The sequence below is a fragment of the Saccharopolyspora sp. NPDC003752 genome (assembly GCF_053605825.1).
The window spans coordinates 273470-294463 of sequence record NZ_JBSGJZ010000007.1; the positions used below are offsets into that span (position 1 = coordinate 273470).

A 20994-nucleotide genomic window follows, 5' to 3' on the forward strand; every position below is an offset into this window, starting at 1 on the left:
GTCAACGCTCCGCGGTCACGTCACTGGGTTCGCCACCGTGCCCCGGCGGTGCGGCGGTTCCGGAAACGCTGCCGTTGCTCGGTACCCGGTCAGGTGAGCGACCGATGTGGACGGCCGATCCACCGACGACTCGCGACGGCCACCAGTTCCACCTACCCAGCAGCTGGATCGCAGCCGGTACGAGCAGGGTGCGGACCAGGAAGGTGTCTATCAGCAGCCCGATCCCGATCGTGAAGCCGACCTGCGCGAGGATGGTGACGCTGCCGGACAGCATCGCTAACATGCTCACCGCGAAGATCACGCCCGCGGAGGTGATGACGGGTCCGGTCGATATCATCGCCCGCGCGATCCCGCCTCGGGGCTCGCGGATGAGCTCTTCCCGAATGCGCGATATCAAGAACAGGTTGTAGTCGGCGCCGACCGCAACCAGGATCACGAAGGCGACAGGGGCGACGCTCCAGCTCAGGTCGATGCCCAGTGCGTGCTGCCAAACGAGCACGGCGATCCCCATCGCGGCGGCGTAGGACAGGATCACCGATGCCAGCAGGTAGATCGGCGCGATGATGCTGCGCAGCAGCACCATCAGGATCAGCAGCACGGCCAGCACGGCGAAGAGGGCGAACGCGGCGAAGTCATTCGTGATCAACTCGTCGAGGTCGTTGTTGTTCGCTCCCATACCGGTCAGGGTCACCCGGCTGCCGTCCAGCGAGGTACCGCGGAGCGCTTGCTGCGTCGTGGGCACGATCTCGGCGGAACTCCGCATCGCCGCCTCGCCCTGCGGCTCGGTCTTGTGCATCACGAACAGGCGGGCGGTCCGGCCGTCCTGGGACAGGAACATGCCGCTTGCGAGCGCCATCCGCGGGTCCTGCAACGCCTCCGCCGGCAGGTAGAAACCGCCGATCGACGGATCGCCGGCCTGGGAACCGATCGTGCGCAGGAAATCGGCGGCGCGGGTCAGACCGGCCTGCAGCTCCGCGACGGACTGCGGCGCCACGGTCGTACCGTCGCTCAACCGCACCTGCCCGTCGGGAGACGCCGCGACGCCTTCGCTGATGGCGCGGGCCGCCTGGGAGACCTCGTTGGCTCCCGCGGAAAGCTGTCCGAGGTTCTCCTTCAGCACGCGCTGCCCCACTGCCAGGCGTTCGGTACCTGCTTTAGCCGCCGCCAGGCCATTTCGGAGGTCGCCGACTCCTGCGGCGAGATCACCGTTGCCGTCGGCTATCACATGCGCGGCCGAAGCGGCTTCGGTCAACCCCGGCAGAAGCTGATCACGCTGGCCAGCGAGAATTTCGTCGATGCCCTGGCGCGCTTGGTCGCAAACCGGATCGAGACCGCACACCGGATCGTTCCGGAGCGCGTCCGCGGCGACGCCGAGACCGTCCACCGCCATCTTCGTCTGGTCGCGGGCCAAGTCCAAGCCGGTGGCCAATGCCTTTGCCCCGTCGGCGAGCTGTTGCGCGGCATCCTGCGCCTGGTCCGCGCCGTCAACACCAGCACCGAGCCCGGTTCGCGTCGAAGTCAAACCGTTCAGGAGCTGGTCGGCGCCGTCGATGGCGCGCGTCACGCCGTCGGAAAGCCTGCCGCTTCCCTCCGCCAGCCTGGCGGTGCCCTGGGCGAGGGTTCCGATGCTGTCATTGAGCTGCTGCACCCCGTCGTTGAGCGCATCGCCGACCTGGCCGGCCTGCTGCCCGATCGAGGCCTCGGTGATCGTCGAGCCCAATGGCCGGGTCACCCCCCGGACCATGGCGATCTCGTCGATCTTGGAAACGTCCGAGGAAGCCATCTCCAGCGCCGCGAGATCGCGCGGGTTGCGCATGTCGCGGTCGGAGTCGATGAGGACGTACTCCGGGTAGACCTCGTTGGGTGGGAAGTGCTTCGCCATCAGCGCATTGCCCAGGTTGCTGTCCGTGGACGCGGGTTGCACCGAGTGCGTGTCGTAGCTTGGCCGGATACCCGGGTAGAAAGCGGCCAGCGCGCCGAGGATCACCAGCCCCGCGACGAGAACCCGGGCCGGACGAAGCGTGACGTGCTTCCCGATGACATTCCATCGATGTGTTTCGCTCTTTCGCCGAGGTCTGGCGTAACCGCGCTTCGCGACCACGGCCAGCACAGCCGGGCAGAGGGTGAGCGCGGCCAAAAGCGTGACCGCAATTCCGATGGCGATCGCCGGACCGGTGGCGTAGAAGAAGCTCACCTCGGCCAGCGCCATGCCGGAGCACGCGACTATCACTGTCGCCGCGGAAGCGAGGACCACGGTCGCCACGCGCTTCAGGGCCGCGGCGACGGCGTCCTCGGCGTCGTAGCCGGACCGCAGGTACTCGTGGAACCTGCTGATCAGGAAGACGCTGTAGTCAGTACAGGCACCGAACACCACCACGGTGAGGAAGGACGCGGTGAACGTGGACACGCTGAAGACGTCGAGCCCGAAGAACGCCACCACCGCACGAGCGGTCGCCAGCGAGATGCCGACCGTGGTCAGCGCTACCATCGCGGTGATCACCGAGCGGTAGATCAGCAGCAGGATGCCCGTGATCAGCGCGACGGTGACGATCGTGATGCCGAGCATGCTGTGCTCCATCTCGGCCTGCATGTCGGCGACGGTGGCCATCGGCCCCGTGATGTGGACTTGCAGGCCGGGCGGCCGCTGCTCCTGCGCGACCGCGCGAAGAGTTTGGATCTGCGCGGTTGTTTCGGGCGATCCGTTGTGCCCCCAGAGACCGAGGGGGATGTACCTGGCCTTGCCATCGCGGCTGGCCAGCGCTTCCTTCAACCCCGGCTGCGAAACCACGTCCTGCACGAAGGCGACTTCCGCCCGCTGGTTGCGCAGGCGGTCGACGAGGCGCTCGTAGTACTGCTGGTCGACGGCGGAGAACCCGTTCTCGTCGGCCAGGACGACGATCACCATGCTGTTGGCGCCGGCTCCGCCGAACCGCTTATCCATCTCGTGCAGTGCACGCACGCTCACCGCATCGTCCGGAACCATCGGACTGGTGCTTCGTCCGATCACTTGCTCCAGTTGGGGGACCGCGAGGTTCATGGCTCCCGCGATCAGCAGCCAGAGCAGGATGACGGCTCCGCGCCGGCGCACGACTCCGCTGGCCAAGCGCTCAAGCAAAGCTTCGCTGGCCCGCCTCATCCGACCTGCACCGCCGTCATGCGACCCCTCCCATGATGCCGCCGGAACGAAAAGCCGTGGCAGCCCCAGGAATCGCGGGCAGCCGTTTCCAGGGGCCGTTATAGAACACTGTTATGCTTCGTGTCAAGCACGCCGGAACCCACGAGTTCTGGGCAACGGAGCGAAAAACCGGCCGCGGCCGCACCGGGGAGCCGCGGCATGTCCGACTACTCCCCGGCTCCCGGAATCGGTTCGAACCCGTACCGCATCCAGTTCCGCAAGACCTTCTCCCGAACGTCCTGCGGACAAGTCGTGTCGAAACGGCTCCGCCTCGCGGGCCAGGATCGCGGCGACGGCAGGCAGTCGTAGATCAAACGCGACGACTTCCAGCTCTCGTAGTAATTGATGTGGTCCACGTCCAAGTACGGCGACATGGGCCAACTGATCCGGCCATCGATGCGCAACCGGCCGCCGGGCCCACGGTCGTTCCGGCTGTCGATCGCCCAGATCACCTCGTCGACGTCGCTGGGATCTATGTCGTCCTCGGTGACGATGACAGAGTTGATCATGTCGCCCGCCTTGCAACCCCACACCGAATTCGCGACACGACGGCAAAACTCTTTCGCGTCCAGTCCCAGCTCGGTCCAGCTCGACCGGACCGCCACCACCAGCCACCCGTTGCACGAGGAGAACGGACTCCAGGCCGTCGCGATCGGCAACCCGTCCGCGCGGAGCTGGTGGACGGCCTCGGCGACCATTGCCGGCCCCGTGATGGTCTGTTCCTCCGACGGCAGCTCCCCGCCGGGCATGAACGGGTATATCGGGCGATCGCGGTAGGTCATCGTGTTGAAGTGAACGACCGGCGCAGGCAACTCGTAGTCCGGGTAGATGTACCCGGTGAACTGGCTGAACGGGCCCTCCAGACCGACACCCGTGGCCGAGAAGGTTCCTTCCAGCACGATCTCCGCGTCCGCGGGCACTTCCAGGTCGACGCTCTCGCACCGCACGACGTCGACCGGCCTGTTCAGCAACGCACCCGCGTACTCGACTTCTGACATGCCGGCCGGGATCGGCATCGACGAGGCGAAGAGCAATGCCGGATCGACGCCGAGAGCGATCGCGAACGGCATGTCCTGCCCGATTTCGCGCCACTGCTCGTGGATCACGCCGATGTGCTGCGGCGGGATCACCGAGCTGAAGCCCGTGCGCGCGTCCGACAGCATGATGCGGCTGATCGACCAATTCGTCCACGAACCGTCAGGCGACCGCGTGATGACGATACCCATCGTGTTCACGTAACGCTTCCCGCTCTGGTGCAGGCGCGGTGCCGGCAGCCGCGTCAAGTCCAGGTCGGCGCCGGTGACGACGTTCTCCTTGCACGGCGAATCGGCCACGACGTTCGGTGCGACGCCCTCGCGCTGCCGAGCTCCGCACAACTCTTCGACCACGTCGGCGGCCGAGCACCGCTCCGAGAGGAACAGCGCCAGCCCCAACCGCGCCAGCTCGTACCCGCGGTCCGAACTGGTTCCCGCCAGGGCGCTCACCGCCTGGAATTCCGGGGAAGCTCCGGCTATCTCGCGGAACAGCGGGGCCGGCGCACCGCGCTCGTAGCAGAGCCTGGCGATCGCGCTCATCTCCATGTTCACATCGACGGGTCGTTCGATCTCAACGACCTGACCGATCCCGCGCAACGCCTCGATGTACCCGCGCAGTCCGAATTTCCTGCTCATACCAACTCCCGCAACGGCCGTGCCATGCCCGATTCCCCGCCCCTCGAACGATCACGTCCCCACGAGGAAGCTCCCCATCGACTGCTCGACGATGCCGACCGCCAGCGCGAACCCGGCGGCGCTCAGGATTCCGATGGACAGTCCGAAGAAACGTCTGCGGACCGCCGGAAGTTCGTCGCGGAGCGCGAAGATGCGCTGGGGCCACACGTGCCACGACAAGTACACGAACAGGCCGATCGTCGCGAGAATCGCGGCGGACTTCACCGTTACCAGCCACGGCCAGACGGCGCCCAGCTCCGCGCTGTCGCCGGCCCGGAGGACGACGATGAGCACCCAGGTCGGAAGCATTACCCCGATTACCGCCAACAGGGTGTAACGCGTGCCGTGTGCCATTCGCGTGGCGAAATCCTCGAAGTACTCCGGATCCTCGTCCTGCGCCGGGTGTCGTTGCACGATCAGCACGCTGTAGATCTGCGCGCCGAACCATCCGCCGAGTGCGAGCGTGTGAGCGACGTAAAGAATGACCATCAACATGGCAGGTAGACCTTCTCATCTTGGTCGGGCATCTAGCGCGTTTCCCGGGTGCCATCGCGGCGGATGGCGTCGACGATCCGTCCAGGAAGCTTGTCCTTCCGCTGCCAACGGTCTCCTTCCCTCGTCCTCCATTCGGCCGCGTGCTGGGCCGCCGCCAACTTCTCCCGGCCGCCATCCGGGCGCACGTTGAAGTAGTCGAACTGCAGCCGCAAGCCGTACTCGTGGATGGCGCTCAGGCTCATCACCGTCTCGACGGTGTCGAACGGCATCGCCTCGCGCAGATGGTCGACCTTGGTGTGCACGGCGCGAAGTTCACCCGTGTTCGTTCCAACCCGGTACTGCTCCGGGACCACGGAATGCAGGTAACCGTCCAACACCCCACCCAACCAGGCGTAGTAGTTCGCGAAGTACACGTTCCCAACGAGGTTTCCCTCGTAGCTCGACGTGGGGAACTGACGCCGCGAGATCACGGTTTTCCGCCGCGGCTCCCGCACTTCCTCGACCAGGCACGCCCCCAGATCCACCACCACCTCGTCCGGCACCGGCCGGACAGCCTCTCCGCTCCGCACCGTCATCGGACGGAGAAATTCGTCGAGGTACTCGGGCTGCGGTCGCGGCGTCACCTTCCCGTGGCCCAGGATCTCCACCCACGTCGTGGACATCTTTCCCCACGCAACCCGGGTCAACCGGCCGTCGTCAGCCACCTTGCACCACTCGGCGACGATGTCGTTGGTCGAGTTGAACCGGCCCCGTATCGCCGAGACCCACAGGTTCCCTTCGACGATGTCGTCGGCGTGCAGGTCCCCCTCGACGAATATCTCCGAAAAATTCGTGACCATCCCCCACTTCCCACTGGTCATCAGCTTGGAGATCCGGCCGTTGGTGGGCTGCGCGGTCCCTCTCTCGCGGAGTTTCCCGAGCCAGAAGGCGTAGTGCGGGAAGTAGACGGATCCGCTCGGGCTCGACGCCTCCCGGTAGGAGACGTGGTAGCGGGCTCCCGTCGACGGATACCCGCCCGGCCCTGTCGCCCGCACGATCGTCCGGAGATGGGGCGAGGCGTAACCGTGCTCCCGCTCGTCCACCTGCGGCAGGTCGTCCACCCAATGTTCGCGCTGCTGGCCGTTCTCGGTCGCCTCGTCGTCCGCCACGGTCAGCGCGATCATCTTGTCCTGGTTGCGCGTCAACATCACCGGAAACGTCAGCACCAGATGCTCATTGCCCTTCAGCAGGACCGCGTTGTCCTGACGCCGGACGAACGACAGCTCCACGTGCTTCCGGCCATCCGCCTTGCGGGTCGCCTCGGCCGCTGCCCAGAGACGGGCACCGGCGACCTCCGGTGGGTCCCCCAGTTCGACGAGTTCTCGCAGCAGCGGTTCGCGGGCGCGTCCTAGCAACGACACCCATTCCGCCTCCGATCTCGGCTCGATCGCCACGATGTCGCACCCGTGCGCGAATTCCGCGGCACTACCGAGGCAAGTCTCGTCATCATGCGCGAGCGACACCTCGATCTCATCGCCCAGCGGACCGAGCACGTACGGGCGCCCCGATTCCGTCCAAGCGATCTCCACGGCGTCTGTCATTCCGCCTCCCGCTGCGCCACGACCTTGCCGATGACCTCTTGGAAAACCGGACGTTCACGCTCGTGGCGCGCGTCGCGCCCCTGCTCGTGTATCCCCGGTGTGTGCGAGATCGTCACGTTCGGGACCGCGACTCCGAGCGCACTGCCGTGATCCGCGGCGGCGGCATCGATCAGCCTCTTGTCGCGATCGGCCGGATTCGCCAACTCCTCCGCCGTCGGATTGTCCGGCCGCTTTTCGATTGCTCTGGACCGATAGTCCGTCAGCTGGATGGCGACGCGGCCGTCGACGACCGCCGCCACCTTCGCATCGACGTAGGCCCCATCGGTCACCTTGTCGTACACGAGACCGTCCACGACGCCTGCCGCGAACCGCTCCGGATAGAAGTCGATGGCACCGATGGAGAACGGGAGGCAGATGTCCTGCGGGACCACCAGCTGGCCAGACTGCAACAGGACGTCCAGCAAGAACGGATCACCGAGGACGTACTCGCCATCGACCTTCCGCAGTTCCGCCTCGAATCGGCAGTGCTGCGAATCCAAGCTGTGGAGCTTCCGCAGTCGTTGGTACCGGGGACCTTGGAACAACAACCCGCCGTACAGGTGTTTCACCGGGTCGATGTCCAGCCGCGCAAGACTGGCGGGAAGCTCTCGCCGCGGCGTCTCGCCGGTGGCGTCCAGCACTACGAACTCCGCCGAGAACTCGGGAGCCGAATGCGACCGCTCGGTTCGGATGGCAGCGAGCACCCGCACCTCGTCGGAGTCGGCGAGCCGCTCGCACACCTGCGCTTCGACCCGGATCCGCGTGGGTACCTCGTGCCGGACGGTGATCGGTCGGCGCAACGCGACGTTCTCGATGCGCACGCGGTCGAGCGCCTGGCCCGTCACGCACCGCACGGCCTGCGCCATTGCCTCCAGTCCGAACACCGTCGGGAACAACGGCGTTCCCTTCCAGACGTGGTCCCGGAGGTAATCGTCGCGCTGCATGCTCAGGGACGTCTCCGCGGCGAGCTCCACACCCGGCTCGAGGCGAACGATTCGTTCGAGGTAGCGAGCCTTCTCGGGGAGGTTCCGCCCCTCCCGGTACCACGTGTCCAGGCCACCCAGGCGGCCGGTGACGACTACCTGCGTCGCTCCCGGGCACGAGCTGATCAGGCGCAGGAAGTGCCGAACGCCGTCCGCAGTCGGAATCGAACCGACGCCCATCTTGGCGAGTTGGTCGACGCTGCCCATCCGCGCGCCCATGCCGGTCTCTCCCCACACGCTGTAGGCGATCGAAGCGGCAGCGCAGTCCTTCCGGTGGTCCGCGAATTCCCGGACCACCGAATCCAGCATCTGGTTTCCGAGCGCATACCAGCTGTTACCCGGCATGCCGGTAACGCCGATGATGGAGGAGACACCGACGAAGAGCTTGATGGGCATCTCCTCGGACGCGCGCATCAAGTTGATCGCACCCGCTATCTTGGGCGCTACCTCGTCGAAGGCTGCGGCGGCGTCGGTCTGCTCCACCCTCCGCGGCCGGTTGAGGCCCGCCCCGTGCACGATGGCAGAAACCGGGCCCACCTCCTCCGACACAGTAGACAGCAGCGCCCGCACCGCGCTGAGGTCTGTCACATCGCATTGGAGGTAGCGGGCTTTCAGCCCCTGCTCGGCAAATCGCCGAAGGGTGGCGTCGACCTCGTCGCTGCTGTTCCGCGGCGTCGTTCCCACCAACGCGACCGACGCGCCGCACGTCGCGGCGAGCGCCAGCGCGCACTCGGCCATGATTCCCTTGCCGCCGCCGGTCACCACGACGACATCGTCCGCATCCAACTTCACCGGACGGAGCTGGAAATCCTCGCCTTCCACCAAACGTGCTCGCGGGGCGCGTCGCACGTGCTCGGCATCGTATCCGGCGGCGGAGAAAGGCGTTGCGACCTGGAGTTCGGCGGCCACGTGTCTCGCGACGGAGTCAGCCGCCAGCTGCGGAGCGAAGTCGAGCACGCGAACCTTCATTCCCGGTCGCTCGTGGTGCACCGAGGCTGCGAACGCATCGGCGCTCGAAGCGGCGAACGAGCCGCGCTCGTTGGCAAGCGAGAGCACTCCGCCGAACTGAACGAAGGTGAGACTTCCTGCCGGTGCCTCGGCCGACCGCAGCGGCGGTACGACCTTCGACAGCCGCTGCACCGTTCGGAATATCGCGTCGGCCGGCTGCTCCGCCGCCCGAGCGGACGGCAACACGGCGACAACATGTTCTGCCCGAACAGGATCGACGAAGTCGAAGCCACTGGATGCGACGTCGGCACCGAGGCTCGCGAACAGATCGACAAGCGCCTGGCCGAGCTCGGCGTCGCTTTCCTCCGCGACGACCAGGACGGAACTTCCGTTGAAGTCGTCGATGCTCTCGTCGTCCACCGCAACGACGACCGGATCGACGACGAAGCTTCGCACCCAGGGTGAATGCACGTCCACCTGCGCCGGGCTGGTGACGCTCTCCGGTGGAGCGCTGGTCCGACTCGCGGTCACCTTCTCGATCGTCCGGACGATGTCGGCCAACGTGCCGCCGGTGAGCTCGCTCGGATCGATGTCGTCGCCAACGCCGAGCCCGGCACAAACCTTCGCGACCGCTTCCGCCGCCTTGATGGAGTCCAGGTTCAGGTCGTCGATCAGGCTGAGGTCCAGCGCGAGCGACTCGGTGGCGAATCCGGTCAGCTCGGCGATCACGTCGCACAGCAGACCCGCGACGTCGGAACTTCCTGATGCACCGGTGCCCGCGCCACGTCCGGACGTGCTCGGTGACACCGCTGTGATCGCGTCGGCGATCTCGGCTATCGTCCCGTTCGCGATCTCGGCGGGGTCGATGTCCGCCTGGAGCTCCTCGGCAACTCCCCCGATCACCTCGGCGGCCTTGATGGAGTCGAGGTTCAAGTCATCGAGAAGCCGCAACCCCTGATCCATCGAGGCCGCTTCGTAACCCGTCTTCTCGGCCAGGACCTCGATGAGCCGGGCAGCCGCGCTTGTCCGCAGCCGGTCGTTGCCGGACACCACTGGTGTTGCGTCGGGTACGACGGGCGGTGATTCCGACATGCCGTGCTGCGGGGTACGAGGTGCGTCCGCAGGGGCGGCGGGCACGGCCGCGTCGCGACGTGCTCCAGGCTCCGCGCCGATGTCCGCCCGAACAACGTCGATGAGGAACTGCCCGCGCCGTTCGAGGTACTCCTGCAGCACGTCTGCCGGGTTAGCGGTACTCCCGTTCTCGTACGAGCTCGGCGGGTGCACCCTGGACGGCGCGAACGGCGCCTCAGCCGGGTTCTGGATGAACGTCTTGCCGGCCGCCGCGACGAACGGACGAACCAACCGGTCCGCGTAGAACGACGACCAATCCACCTCGGCGCCGCGTGCGAAGGCGGCCGCCACCGCGATGTTCAAGTCCCGGTCCGCGTCCGGACGCGATGCTATCGGCAGGCAAGGCGTGCCGTCCGGCCCGTTGGTCGCGTTGATCAACCCGGTGAGCACCCGACCCGGGCCCACCTCGAGGAAGTAGTCGCACTCCTCAGACGCCGCGTTGACCACGTCTACCCAGTTCACGCGCGCGACGATCTGGTCGGCCACCAGCGTTCGGAGATCGAATCGCTCCGTCAGCAACTCGCCGCTCGCGCACGAGTAGCACGGCACATCCAGCGTGGCGAACTCATCGGACAGCGGCGCGTCCGCCAGGAACTGATCGCGTGCACGTTCCATCAGGCTCGAATGAAACGCGTTCGACACCAACAGGCGCGAACATGCCACGTTCTGCTCCCGGGCGTGCCGGGCGACCTCGTCGATCGCCTGCTCGGTTCCCGCGACGACGATCTGGTCCAGTGCGTTGACATTCGCAACTTCAAGGCCCGCACCGACTTCCGCGATCAGCTTCTTCGCTCGCGCGTAGTCGCAGCCGAGGCTCGCCATCGCCCCCGGCTCCCCCGAGGGGTTCGCCATCGCGCGACCCTTGGCTGCCGCCAGCTCGATCAACGTGCGCGCGTCATACGCCCCGGCCGCGTAAAGCGCCACCAGTTCCCCAAGGCTGTGGCCGGCCACCAGCGACGGGGTGAGGTTCAGGCGCCGCAGGTATTCCACCCAGAGCAACGAGGCCAACGCGATCGCGGGTTGCGTCACCTCGGTCCGACTGAGCGCCGCATTCCATTCGGCCACCTCGTCGCCATCACGCGCCCGCGTCACGTCACGCCAGATCGAGCCGCTCACCGGCTGCGACCCGCATGCCACCAGCCACTCATCCGCCTGGGTCACCAGCTTCCGCGCCCATCCGCACCGCTCGACGATGGTGCGCGCCATTCCCAACTGCTGTGCTCCCTGCCCCGGAAACACGTAGCCCAGGCGATGGCGCACGCTGTGCGAGATGGTGATCTCCCTGGTCGGTGACCGGACTTCGCCAGGTGCCGGCGGAGCGTTCTCGATGTCCCGCACGAGCTCGCGAAGGCGATCCCGAAGCTCCCCCGGCCGACCGGCCACCAGGGCAGCGCGAACGGGCGCCGCGACGTCGACCTCGTTCGACAGCTTCGCCGCGAGGTCGACGAGTTCCGCCACGCTCGCCCCACCGCAGAGCGCTTCGACCTCGCGTGCGCGCGAGATCAATGCCGGAACCGACGTGGCCGCGAGCGTGAAAAGCTCGGTTTCCTGGTGCGACGCCATCAACGCGCGTTCGTCCAGTGACGTTCCCAGCTTCGTCGATGGCGCGTCCGCCGACTCGAGGACGGCGTGGCAGTTGATGCCCCCGAATCCCATCGCCTGCACTCCAGCCCGGAGGACGGATCCCGGCTCGCGCTGCTCACCTTGCACGATCGGGAACAGCGCAGTGGCTTTTTCCCGGAAGATCTTGCTCGGCGAATCACAACCTGCGAGCGGTGGCAGCACTCTTCGATTGACCGCCATGGCCGTCCTGATCAACGCCAGCACGCCGGACGCGGCTTTCGTGTGTCCGAGCAGTGTTTTCAGCGATGTCACCCCGACTGCGCGGCGCGCCGGCTTCGCCTCCGCGTCCACGGCGAGCTGGATCCCGCAGAGCTCCGCCGGGTCGCCGACCGGTGTCGCCGTTCCGTGCCCCTCGATGAACGCGACCGAACCCGGCTCGAAACCGGCGAGCTCGTAAGCCCGGCGCAGCATGATGGCTTGGGTGCCGGCATGGGGCTGGGTAATGCCGCCCTTGCCGTCGCTGGAGATCCCCCAGCCTCGGATGGTCGCGTACACGTAGTCGCCATCCCGACGAGCGTCCTCAAGTCGTTTCAGCGCGACAACGCCGCATCCTTCGCCGGGTATGAAACCGCTCGCGCGTTCGTCGTAGACGTTCATGTCGCCGTGCGTGAGGGCCCCCAGACGGGCGAACCCGACCAGTTCCATCGGATCGAGACTCACATCGACGCCACCGGCCAGGGCGAAGTCGATCTCGTCCGTGGCCAGGGCTTTCGCGGCCGTCGCGACGGCGAGCAACCCCGACGAACAAGCACCGTCCACGACGTATCCGCCACCGCGAAAATCCAGGTAGTTGCAGATGCGCCCGGCGATGGTGTTCGACAGCACGCCGGCGAGCGTGTCCTCGTTGGGCTCCCGTAAGGCGGACTTGAAGTAGTCCTCCATCGTTTCTTCCAGCTCAGTCACCAAGGGTTCGGGCATTCCCCTGGCGTTCGCCGCGGCGCGCAAAGACCGCTTCACGTAAGGCCACCGCAGTCGCATCGCCCAGGATCGCGTGTGGTCCCCGGTGAGTGAGTTTCCGATGAGCGCAGCCGATCGTTCGGTCGGCACCGTCTGCCGGCTGTATCCGGCGTCGGACAGCGCTTTCAGCGCTACTTCCAGGGCGAGCCAATGCGCGGTATCCGTGGATTTGAACGTCGACTCGGGGATCCGGCGCTTTGCCCAGTCGAAGGTGAAGTCGTCGAGCAGCGCCGCACGATCGGCGTACGTCTTGTCCACCGCCCCGGCCGCTTCGGTGGAGTCCTGACAATAGTCGGCGAGCGGCATCCGACAGTCCGGGAACTCGCGAAACTGTCGACGACGCGCCAGGGAATTCTCCCAGAACTGCCCCAATTCGCTTGCGCCCGGAACCCAAACACCCATTCCGACAATGGCCACAGCTGGACTAATCATTCACGCAACCCCGGCATTCTCGAAATCTGTCGTGCTCAACACGCCTTCATGGATCCACTGGCTCGCCGCGGTGACCGGGCCACCGAGGCCGGATCGCCGTAACCGTGCAGCAGGGACCGGGTTGGAATGCCGAAAATCGGGATGAGCCGCGCGACCACGAAAATATCCCCCCACAGCCCGAGCACGCCATTGGCGACCATCAGCGCCGGATGGATGTCAGCCCCTACGACGAACTTCATCAACCTCGGCAGCCGCATTTCAAAGCCGACTTCGGCGCGGCCCGCGACCTGCTCTTTCGGGATCGTTGAAACCCGGCAGCGGCGATCCCGTATCTCTATGAGGTAATGCACTCGATCACCGTTGGCGAGGACCACCCCGAGGGCCGCTTTCGTGGTGAAATCCGAGCCGCACACCGTGGTCGCGGCACGACGCCGGAATCGCAGTCGAAGAACGTGCGGCAACGACTTCAGTATCACCCACTTGACGCCGCGTGCTTCCAAGACACCGTCCGGCAGTGCGGCGACCGATCTCGCGATAGCTGTCTCGAGTTCTTCCCGCAGCTTGGCGCGTCGGGATCGGCTGGTCGCCGCTCCGCCGGCGGTGGGCCAGTTGAACCGGTACAAGCCGACTGCCTGATCGGCCGCGCGTTCCGCATCGCTGCCCGGACTCATGGTCGTGATCACGTAGTCTCCAATGCTCGATTCGAGCGCCACGCACGCGCGAGCAGCCCGGGGGTGAACGCCCCGACCGGGGTGAGCCTGCGACTGCCGAAAGCACCGAGACGTGCGGCGACGACCTGGTCCGTCGACGCCGCACCGAAGAGCGTCCGCTCCATCGCATTCATCCGCCTACCGGTTGCGAAGTTGGCGTTGAATGCCTGGTGCGTGCTCAAACGGCGAAAATGCGCCCACGCGTACTTCCAAAGCCCGGGCGCTAGAGCCTTGCCGGACAGAAGCGGTCCGATAGTCGCCTCGGTGAGCCATTCGGCGGCCTGGAAAGCCCAGCCACAGCCCGCTCCCCAAAGATAGTCCGTCACCAGTGCAGCATCACCGATCAGTGCGAGACCCGCGGCGACGGGCATCCGGTATTTGCTCTCGTAATTCCTGATCGGAATGATTTTCGAAACTCGGCGCGCTCGGCTGAGATCCGGTCCGTTCGGCAGGCGCCCGAAGACCGACAGCAGATGGCCGTCCATATCCTCGAGGCATTCGTCCATGCGTTCATTCGGCACCATCGCTGCCAGTACCGTGCGACCATCATTGGGCAGCAGGTACGCGACGTCCGGGTCGAGCAGCCACAGTCGCGACGTCGTCCACGCCGATCCGCCGGAACGCGACACGTAGTCCGCACCCGATTCGTCGCGAATGCCGACATAGTGCGCGAAGCAGCCAAAACGGCCGTGCGAGCTCTTGATCGCACGCACGCCTGCGAGACCGGCCACGGTGGAATGCCTTCCGTCCGCGCCGATCGTCAAGCGAGCATCTATCGTGATCAGGTTTCCCGAAGCGGTTCGGGCGATCAGTCCGGTAACGCGCCCTTCATCGCGCTTGAGTTCCTGCACACGCGTTCCCGACAGAAGTTGGACGCCCGCCGCGAGGACCATTCGCCGCAGTAGTGGGTCAAGCTCCGAGCGACGTATGTTGTATCCGTAGGTCGACTTCGGACCATCGGCAATTCGGGGAGGATGAACCCACCCGGCTCGCGTGTAGAAACCCAGCTCACTACGGACGCCGCCTGCGGCTTCAATTTCCTTCTCGATACCCAAACGACGCAACGTGGGCACTGCCGACGATTGGATCAAATGCGTGCACGCACGCTTGAACGTGTCTATGTTCCGATGCGCCTCGACCAAGGTTACCCGCAGTCCAGCGCGAGCATACGCTAAAGCAGCAGTGCAGCCCGCGATGCCCGCACCAACGATGACCACGTCGCAGCGTTGAGCCACCTGCGCCTCCTCGTGGTTGGATATGGCCGCTACGCGAGCATGACTTCCATAGCGTGAACCTGTCGACGATGTTCCGGCACTTCTTCGGCGCGTATCGTCCACCGGCGTAGTGCGCTAGCCAATTCAATTGCCGATTGATCACATGATCACCCGACCCTAGAATGGACGATATTCGCTATGCCTGTCAACGTTCAGCTATATCGAATCAGCTTCCGATCAGGCAAGACAAGCAGGATCCGATCATCTCAGGCGCTCCAGCGGAAGTGGTGCCGAGCCAAACGTCAGTCGACTTTTCGTTTCTAGCAGCTGACGACAACCAGCCATGCCAGATTTCACAATTCCGCACGAACTTTGGAAGCTCCGCGTGTCACGCCGGCGTGACACCAGGAATGGATGCCACCGGCGCGGGATGGTACCCAGGCCGGCGCGGCGACGAAGACGGGCTCGCCCGGATAGTGGCCCGCCTCGAACCAGGTCCGAGCCTCCCCCGCCTCGACATCCAGCGGAAGCGAAAACGGTTGTTGTGAAATGGATCGTCGGTGTTGCGACGACCGATTGAACTCAGGCAGTACACCTCGGCTGAGTTCGCCAAGGTCTGTAAGACCCATGGGGTACACAGGTCGATGGGTCGGGTCGGATCCTCTTACGACAACACCCTCGCGGAATCGTTCTTCTCCTCCCTCAAACGCGAGATGCTCCATAGTGGACGGAGTCGATAGGTCAGCGAATCCGAGGCACGGCAGGAAGTTTTCCGCTGGATCGCCTTCTACAACCACCGCAGGCGACACTCCGCACTCGGATATCGCAGCCCCATAGACTACGAACTCACCCTCGCATCGACTACCGTGAACGACATCGCGGCATAAAACCCGGTGTCCACGCCCGCGAGGGAACCTCAGTCCCTCCATAGTGGACACTGTTGGGGAGGAGGCGCACAGACAAGCCTGGACCCAACATCGAGGAATATTCCATTGTGGATATCCGGCCCGCATGAGTACCCGGCCAGGGGCTGCCGGACTAGCTCCGCTCCACCGGCGGGCACCGCCGTTACAGCCGCATCGAACTCACCCTCGCCGCCCGCGTCCACGAACTCCTCGGCTCCGGCCTCACTGTCCTGTCCGCCGCCTGCCGCATCGCCAAACTCGAACGCGACCTCGCCGCCCGCAGCACCGACCTCGACCGGTGTTCTCAGACAGCTTGTTCGCCCTGGTTTGTGCATGGCCGCTCAGTAACCGGAGCTGAGGCATCAGCTCTGGTGGGGCTGTCCGGGATCTGCGTGTCGGTGACGTCGGCCGGACGGTCGGCGCTACGACGGCTCTGGACGAAGTCCTGTAGGGCAGCATGGCGGAACTGGTAGACCGTTCCTGCTTGGCGGAGGATCTGTCTACGGAGGGCTGCCTGGAGCAGCGGAAGGAACCGCACTTGCTGGCCGCACAGCCGCCAGATCATCTGGACCACGGTGAGATTCAACGTCGGCGAGGTCAGCTCGACCACGAGCACGTTTGCGAACCCGACCACGAACGCACCCGTGATCCCGGCCGCGAGCCCGAACGTGGGCCCGGTCGCGAGCCCGCCCACGAGAGCGCGCCGTCGATCGGAGCGAAAGACATCCCATGGGCTCACTGCGTGTGCTGTTGCCACAGGAGTGCCCCAAAGGCCGACGAGGTCGACCGTGAACACGGACAGCCCGGCCGTGAACCCGAACGTGGACCCGAACTCGAGCCCGAACATGAGCCCGCCCACGAGACGCTTCCGTAATCCCCTGCGGGTGGGCCGCCGGACGGTGAGCGCCCGTGGCTCGCCCCCGAGCCCGGCTACGAGCCCGGCCATGAACCGGAGTGCCAACGGGGTGTCCAGGTGGGGATTGTCCACCAGCACAGGTCGCGGTTGCTTCCCATGTGCCGGGCCGATCCAGGACAGCCATCGGGTGGCGTCGTGGCGTGGGCGTGTTCGTCCGAGTCGGGTAGGCCAGGGTGAGGGAACGCGCGAGCAGGTGCCGCAGGAGTGCGTCGGGGCTGGAGCACTGTCGCGCTACCGGTTGATCGACAGGGGTATAGAAGCCACCGTGATCCGTGCTGGTTGAGTGGATCTAATCGAAGAAGCAATCGACTACTTCCATCAGGGCTAGTCCTTGCCAGCGATGCTGGTGAACGATCGCACCTCCATCGCGTGCGCCCGGGTGGCGGTTCCCGAGCCCATCAACGCGATCACCATCGCCGCCAGCGCGCTTGCCTCGGTCGTGTTGACCGCGTGGACCAGACACCAGGGCACCCCACCGCGAAAACTCAGCGACGAGCTAAGCCTCCGCCGGCGGTGTCCGGCGTGGCGGAAGAGCTGCCAACTGGACAACACAGCCGACCGATCGAGCGGTCAACGATCAGTACTAAACCATCCACAAGATCCACCTTCTGACGTTCGCCTGTTGCTGGTGCCCATCGGAATGGGTGCGGCCTCAGGCCACCGGCCCTGGTCACGATGGGTCCGGTTTCCGCACCCCTGGCTACACGGAACCAGGCCCCGTCGGGCCGCTACGCACCGCCCCGGGGATCCGTTGTCGCAACAGGGCGGCCGTCTCCTGGCGATCGGGGTCGACCTCGACAATGCCAGCGGCCGACGCAGGCTAGTTGCTGGGTGCGCTGGCAGACCCGCACCGGCCGCTCGGCGCCAGCCCAGTGAGGCGCGCATCGTGATCAAAATGATGCAACACCTGTGTCAGCAACGATGAACACAGATCGCATGAACACAGTAAGCCAAGATCAACTGCTCCCACCGTGCTCCCAAAACAGTAGGAGCCCCAACTAATGAAGATCATCAGAAGGGGCTCTCACCTGGATATATAGATGGTGCGCGATACTGGGATTGAACCAGTGACCTCTACCGTGTCAAGGTAGCGCTCTCCCACTGAGCTAATCGCGCGAGGCGGAGGCGGGAATCGAACCCGCGTACAGGGCTTTGCAGGCCCTTGCCTAAGCCACTCGGCCACTCCGCCGGACTCCGCATCCACACCGAAGTCGGCTGGACCGCCAGAGAATCCAGAGCGGACGACGGGACTCGAACCCGCGACCCTCACCTTGGCAAGGTGATGCGCTACCAGCTGCGCTACGTCCGCCTGCCTGCGACTTCTAAGCCGGAGAACCTCCGGCCCGTCCGCCGCGTTGCACAGTGAACTCTAGACCACGCCCACGACCGCGATCAAAGGGGGGTCCCATCGCCCGGCGCGCCGCCGCGCCGGGCCGATCTTCCCCCCGGATCAGCCCAGGTCGTGAGGCAGCAACCGGGTCAGCGCCTCGTCCACATCGACCCACAGGTTCTCGTTGCCCGGCACCACGACGTCGTAGGTGCGGTCGAGGAAGTCCGCGAGTTCCTGCGCCGAGGCCTCGAACACCGCGTGGCCGGACGGCGAGCTCAGCTCGATCGCCACGACCTCGGGGTCGTCGACCACCGGCCGGATCGTCACGTCGCCCTCGCCCGCGTGCGCGATCAGCCCGTCGGCGAGCAGGTCGCGGGCGAACACCCACTCGACCCAGCCGGCGCGGCCGGTGCGGAACGCGGCCACCACCGCGTACGGATCCCGGGTGTCGTAACGCAGCTCGACCTGAACCGGCACGGCAGGTGCCTGCGGAGCCAACAGATCGAACACGGCCGTCGAACGGAGTGTCACGTGATCGTTACGCATTGTCCTCCCCTTTCCGCTCCTCCCCGGTCCGCTTATCGACCGAGCAACACAGTTGTGACGCCTCATCGAGCCGAAACGCTCGCAACTCCCGCATAGATCACCCGTACGGGGCAGACCCCAATTCGCTGGGCAATCAAGCGAACGCACAGCGTGTTCGCGAGACTCCGGTTTCGGGGCGAACACGGATCCGGCCACCCCATTACGAGACGGACCGGAACCGAAGTCCACACCGGAGAAAGATCCGCCGCGAACGAACTCGACTCCAGGACGTTGAGTCGCAGGACCAGCACTCCACTCAGTGACCGAACTCCACTACGTTCCGTAACCGAGCGAATCGCTCTTGCGCCGGGCCTTCGATCCGTCGCCCTCGCCTTGCGGAACCCGCTGCCGCGCCCGGTCTGACCACCGGGTTTACCGCTTCGTCGAGCTCGCTTGACGTCCGCTCAAGAATAGGCGATCGGACCACCCGGCATTCTCGCAGCGAGCCCCGTTGATGAGACGCTCGCCACCACAGTTCCCCGTATCGGGCTAATGGTCCGAACCGTCTCCGTTATCGGCCACGCGTGCGCCCGAACGCCCGGTCGAGAGTGGCGTCACACTGTGACCAGGATCGAAGACCGGCGACAGGGCCAAAAGGCCCGGCACCACCCACCATCGGTGATGATTCCGGTCACATCCGAACCGCGGCGGGCGAACCCGCACCGGCCAACTGCGCGCTTGACACCCTAGCCGCACGGCGACGGCCACAACCGGGCCAGGCCCGTATTCTGACGCACATCGGACACCGCGGGCGACCGGCGCCCCACGAGAGGTGTCCAACACCGACGACCGTTCGCAACCGGCAGGTGGACAGCCCTGAACGACACGACCAAGTCGGGACCCCGCGACACCGACGCGGAACCCACCACCGACCAACAGCGCGCACCCAGGCTGCACGCCCTGCGACAGCGCCTGCACGCCTTCCGCGAACGCGTCCGCAGCAAGCCCGGCCTCAACATCACCTACCGCGTCGTGCTCGGCGTCTTCGGCACCGCCGTGCTCCTCGCCGGCATCCTGATGATCCCCTACCCCGGCCCCGGCTGGCTCGTCGTCTTCGCCGGCCTCGGGATCCTCGCCACCGAGTTCCACTGGGCCCACCAGGTCAACATGTTCGCCAAGCGCTACTACCAGCGCTGGGTGCGCTGGCTCGCCCGCCAGCACCTCGCCACCAAGCTCGCCGTCATGGGCGCCACCTGCCTCGTCGTCCTCACGACGCTGTGGCTGCTGGGCCTGTTCAACACGGTCGGCGGGTGGTTCGGCCTGCACTGGACGTGGTTGGCCTCCCCCCTGTTCGGCGCCTGAAAACGATCGTGTATTGTTCTTCTCGTCGCCGGGAACGGGGACGAAACAACAGAACAAGGGCGATTAGCTCAGCGGGAGAGCGCTTCGTTCACACCGAAGAGGTCACTGGTTCGATCCCAGTATCGCCCACGCGTTCATAGGTGAACCCTGTCTGCCATCGGCAGACAGGGTTCACTTGTATTTGTAGTGGGGGGTCGAACCCCCCACGCCCCCCACGGTGCGGTGGCCCGTTTCGTTGGCTCCTTGCGTCGGGAGCCGTTCCCGGCCTGGGTTTCCGACCAGCCCTCCGTTCGGCCGCTTCGCATCGACGTGGAGCGTGTTGGGCACCTTGGCAGCGGGCTGGTTCGGTGGGCTCGTCTTCGCCCCTTCGGGGCTGGACCGTGCGCATGGTGCGCTTGGTTTGGTTTGAGTCCGTCGCCACCTCGGTTTTGATGGTGCAGCGCCTCTCTTTGTTGTGGTGCAGCGCCGTTCGTTTTGTTTGGGGTTGTTGGGGTTGTTGGGATTTTTCAGGGTCTTTGTTGTTGGGTGGGGACTTCTGCTCTTGGGGCCGAGCTCAGGTAATTGCCCACCCTGATCACCAGGAGGTTCATCTCGTAGGCGATCGTTCCCACGTCCGCTTCTTCTTCTCCCAGTATCGCCAGGCATGCCCCGGCGCCCGCTGCCGTTATGAAGACGAACGCGTGGTCCAGCTCCACCAGCGTTTGCCGGACTCCGCCGCCGCCGAAATGCCTTCCCGTTTCCTTCGCCAGGCTTTGGAAGGCCGCCGCCATCGCCGCCAGGTGCTCAGCGTCCGCTGTGGACAGACCCGCCGAGCGGGCCATCAACAGGCCGTCCGCCGAGAGCACGACTCCGTCGCGGGCTCCCACCACCCGGGCCACCAGGTCGTCCAGCAGCCAGTTCAGCTCACCATCGGGGCCGATCCTGTCGGTCATCCGCGCATTTCCCCTTCGTCGCCGGACC

12 protein-coding genes, 4 tRNA genes and 1 pseudogene are annotated in these 20994 nt (G+C 65.8%); 3 read left to right on the plus strand and 14 right to left on the minus strand.

Annotation, left to right across the window (positions count from 1 at the left end; translation table 11 throughout):
• Position 1: 1 nt before the first annotated feature.
• The 7 genes from ACWEV3_RS12420 to ACWEV3_RS12450 all read right to left on the minus strand — a co-directional run bounded on the left by ACWEV3_RS12420 (position 2) and on the right by ACWEV3_RS12450 (position 15017).
• On the minus strand, positions 2-3103 hold the full coding sequence (locus tag ACWEV3_RS12420) for an MMPL/RND family transporter (RefSeq protein WP_452613924.1): 3102 nt from the start codon (positions 3101-3103) through the stop codon (positions 2-4).
• Positions 3104-3342: 239 nt separating this feature from the next.
• Positions 3343-4845 (minus strand): UbiD family decarboxylase, encoded by a 1503-nt coding sequence (locus ACWEV3_RS12425; RefSeq protein WP_452613925.1) that lies wholly within the window; start codon positions 4843-4845, stop codon positions 3343-3345.
• Positions 4846-4896: 51 nt separating this feature from the next.
• A complete protein-coding gene (locus ACWEV3_RS12430; RefSeq protein ID WP_358606810.1) occupies positions 4897-5379 on the minus strand; it encodes a hypothetical protein in 483 nt (160 codons plus the stop codon).
• Between the two features lie 32 nt (positions 5380-5411).
• Positions 5412-6959 (minus strand): hypothetical protein, encoded by a 1548-nt coding sequence (locus ACWEV3_RS12435; RefSeq protein ID WP_452613926.1) that lies wholly within the window; start codon positions 6957-6959, stop codon positions 5412-5414.
• Positions 6956-13057, minus strand: coding sequence for an SDR family NAD(P)-dependent oxidoreductase (locus ACWEV3_RS12440; protein WP_452613927.1), 6102 nt, complete (start codon positions 13055-13057; stop codon positions 6956-6958). Before ACWEV3_RS12440 ends, ACWEV3_RS12435 begins: the two co-directional genes overlap by 4 nt.
• Before the next feature lie 50 nt (positions 13058-13107).
• Positions 13108-13755 (minus strand): hypothetical protein, encoded by a 648-nt coding sequence (locus ACWEV3_RS12445; protein ID WP_452613928.1) that lies wholly within the window; start codon positions 13753-13755, stop codon positions 13108-13110.
• Positions 13752-15017, minus strand: a complete 1266-nt coding sequence (locus ACWEV3_RS12450; protein ID WP_358606822.1) for an NAD(P)/FAD-dependent oxidoreductase — start codon at positions 15015-15017, stop codon at positions 13752-13754. Before ACWEV3_RS12450 ends, ACWEV3_RS12445 begins: the two co-directional genes overlap by 4 nt.
• Before the next feature lie 740 nt (positions 15018-15757).
• On the opposite strand from ACWEV3_RS12450, the pseudogene ACWEV3_RS12455 reads away from it, so the two are divergent.
• A pseudogene (locus ACWEV3_RS12455) lies at positions 15758-15883 on the plus strand (integrase core domain-containing protein); the annotation flags it as partial.
• Positions 15884-16205: 322 nt separating this feature from the next.
• Here the strand turns inward: ACWEV3_RS12455 and ACWEV3_RS12460 are convergent.
• The 6 genes from ACWEV3_RS12460 to ACWEV3_RS12485 form a co-directional block, all read right to left on the minus strand.
• The gene (locus tag ACWEV3_RS12460; RefSeq protein WP_452613929.1) at positions 16206-16748 is read right to left on the minus strand and encodes a hypothetical protein; all 543 of its coding nucleotides are present in this window, start codon (positions 16746-16748) and stop codon (positions 16206-16208) included.
• Positions 16749-17141: 393 nt separating this feature from the next.
• On the minus strand, positions 17142-17288 hold the full coding sequence (locus ACWEV3_RS12465; RefSeq protein WP_452613930.1) for a hypothetical protein: 147 nt from the start codon (positions 17286-17288) through the stop codon (positions 17142-17144).
• 570 nt (positions 17289-17858) lie between these two features.
• Positions 17859-17933 (minus strand) — tRNA-Val (locus ACWEV3_RS12470).
• Between the two features lies 1 nt (position 17934).
• Positions 17935-18006 (minus strand) — tRNA-Cys (locus ACWEV3_RS12475).
• 47 nt (positions 18007-18053) lie between these two features.
• Positions 18054-18126 (minus strand) — tRNA-Gly (locus tag ACWEV3_RS12480).
• A 141-nt stretch (positions 18127-18267) separates the two neighbouring features.
• The gene (locus ACWEV3_RS12485) at positions 18268-18693 is read right to left on the minus strand and encodes an SsgA family sporulation/cell division regulator (RefSeq protein WP_093261194.1); all 426 of its coding nucleotides are present in this window, start codon (positions 18691-18693) and stop codon (positions 18268-18270) included.
• A gap of 951 nt (positions 18694-19644) precedes the next feature.
• Between ACWEV3_RS12485 and ACWEV3_RS12490 the strand changes: the two genes are divergently transcribed.
• Together ACWEV3_RS12490 and ACWEV3_RS12495 are read left to right on the plus strand one after the other, a co-directional pair.
• Positions 19645-20034, plus strand: a complete 390-nt coding sequence (locus ACWEV3_RS12490; RefSeq protein WP_452613949.1) for a TIGR02611 family protein — start codon at positions 19645-19647, stop codon at positions 20032-20034.
• A 57-nt stretch (positions 20035-20091) separates the two neighbouring features.
• A tRNA-Val gene (locus ACWEV3_RS12495) sits at positions 20092-20163 on the plus strand.
• 377 nt (positions 20164-20540) lie between these two features.
• Here the strand turns inward: ACWEV3_RS12495 and ACWEV3_RS12500 are convergent.
• Positions 20541-20966, minus strand: a complete 426-nt coding sequence (locus tag ACWEV3_RS12500) for a roadblock/LC7 domain-containing protein (RefSeq protein ID WP_452613931.1) — start codon at positions 20964-20966, stop codon at positions 20541-20543.
• Between the last annotated feature and the right edge of the window lie 28 nt (positions 20967-20994).

Excerpts from the sequence above, each read along its gene's own strand:
- ACWEV3_RS12425 (WP_452613925.1), bottom strand. The coding sequence starts at position 4,845 with ATGAGCAGGAAATTCGGACTGCGCGGGTACATCGAGGCGTTGCGCGGG.
- ACWEV3_RS12485 (WP_093261194.1), bottom strand. The coding sequence starts at position 18,693 with ATGCGTAACGATCACGTGACACTCCGTTCGACGGCCGTGTTCGATCTG.
- ACWEV3_RS12430 (WP_358606810.1), bottom strand. The coding sequence starts at position 5,379 with ATGTTGATGGTCATTCTTTACGTCGCTCACACGCTCGCACTCGGCGGA.
- ACWEV3_RS12500 (WP_452613931.1), bottom strand. The coding sequence starts at position 20,966 with ATGACCGACAGGATCGGCCCCGATGGTGAGCTGAACTGGCTGCTGGAC.
- ACWEV3_RS12435 (WP_452613926.1), bottom strand. The coding sequence starts at position 6,959 with ATGACAGACGCCGTGGAGATCGCTTGGACGGAATCGGGGCGCCCGTAC.
- ACWEV3_RS12460 (WP_452613929.1), bottom strand. The coding sequence starts at position 16,748 with ATGTTCGGGCTCGAGTTCGGGTCCACGTTCGGGTTCACGGCCGGGCTG.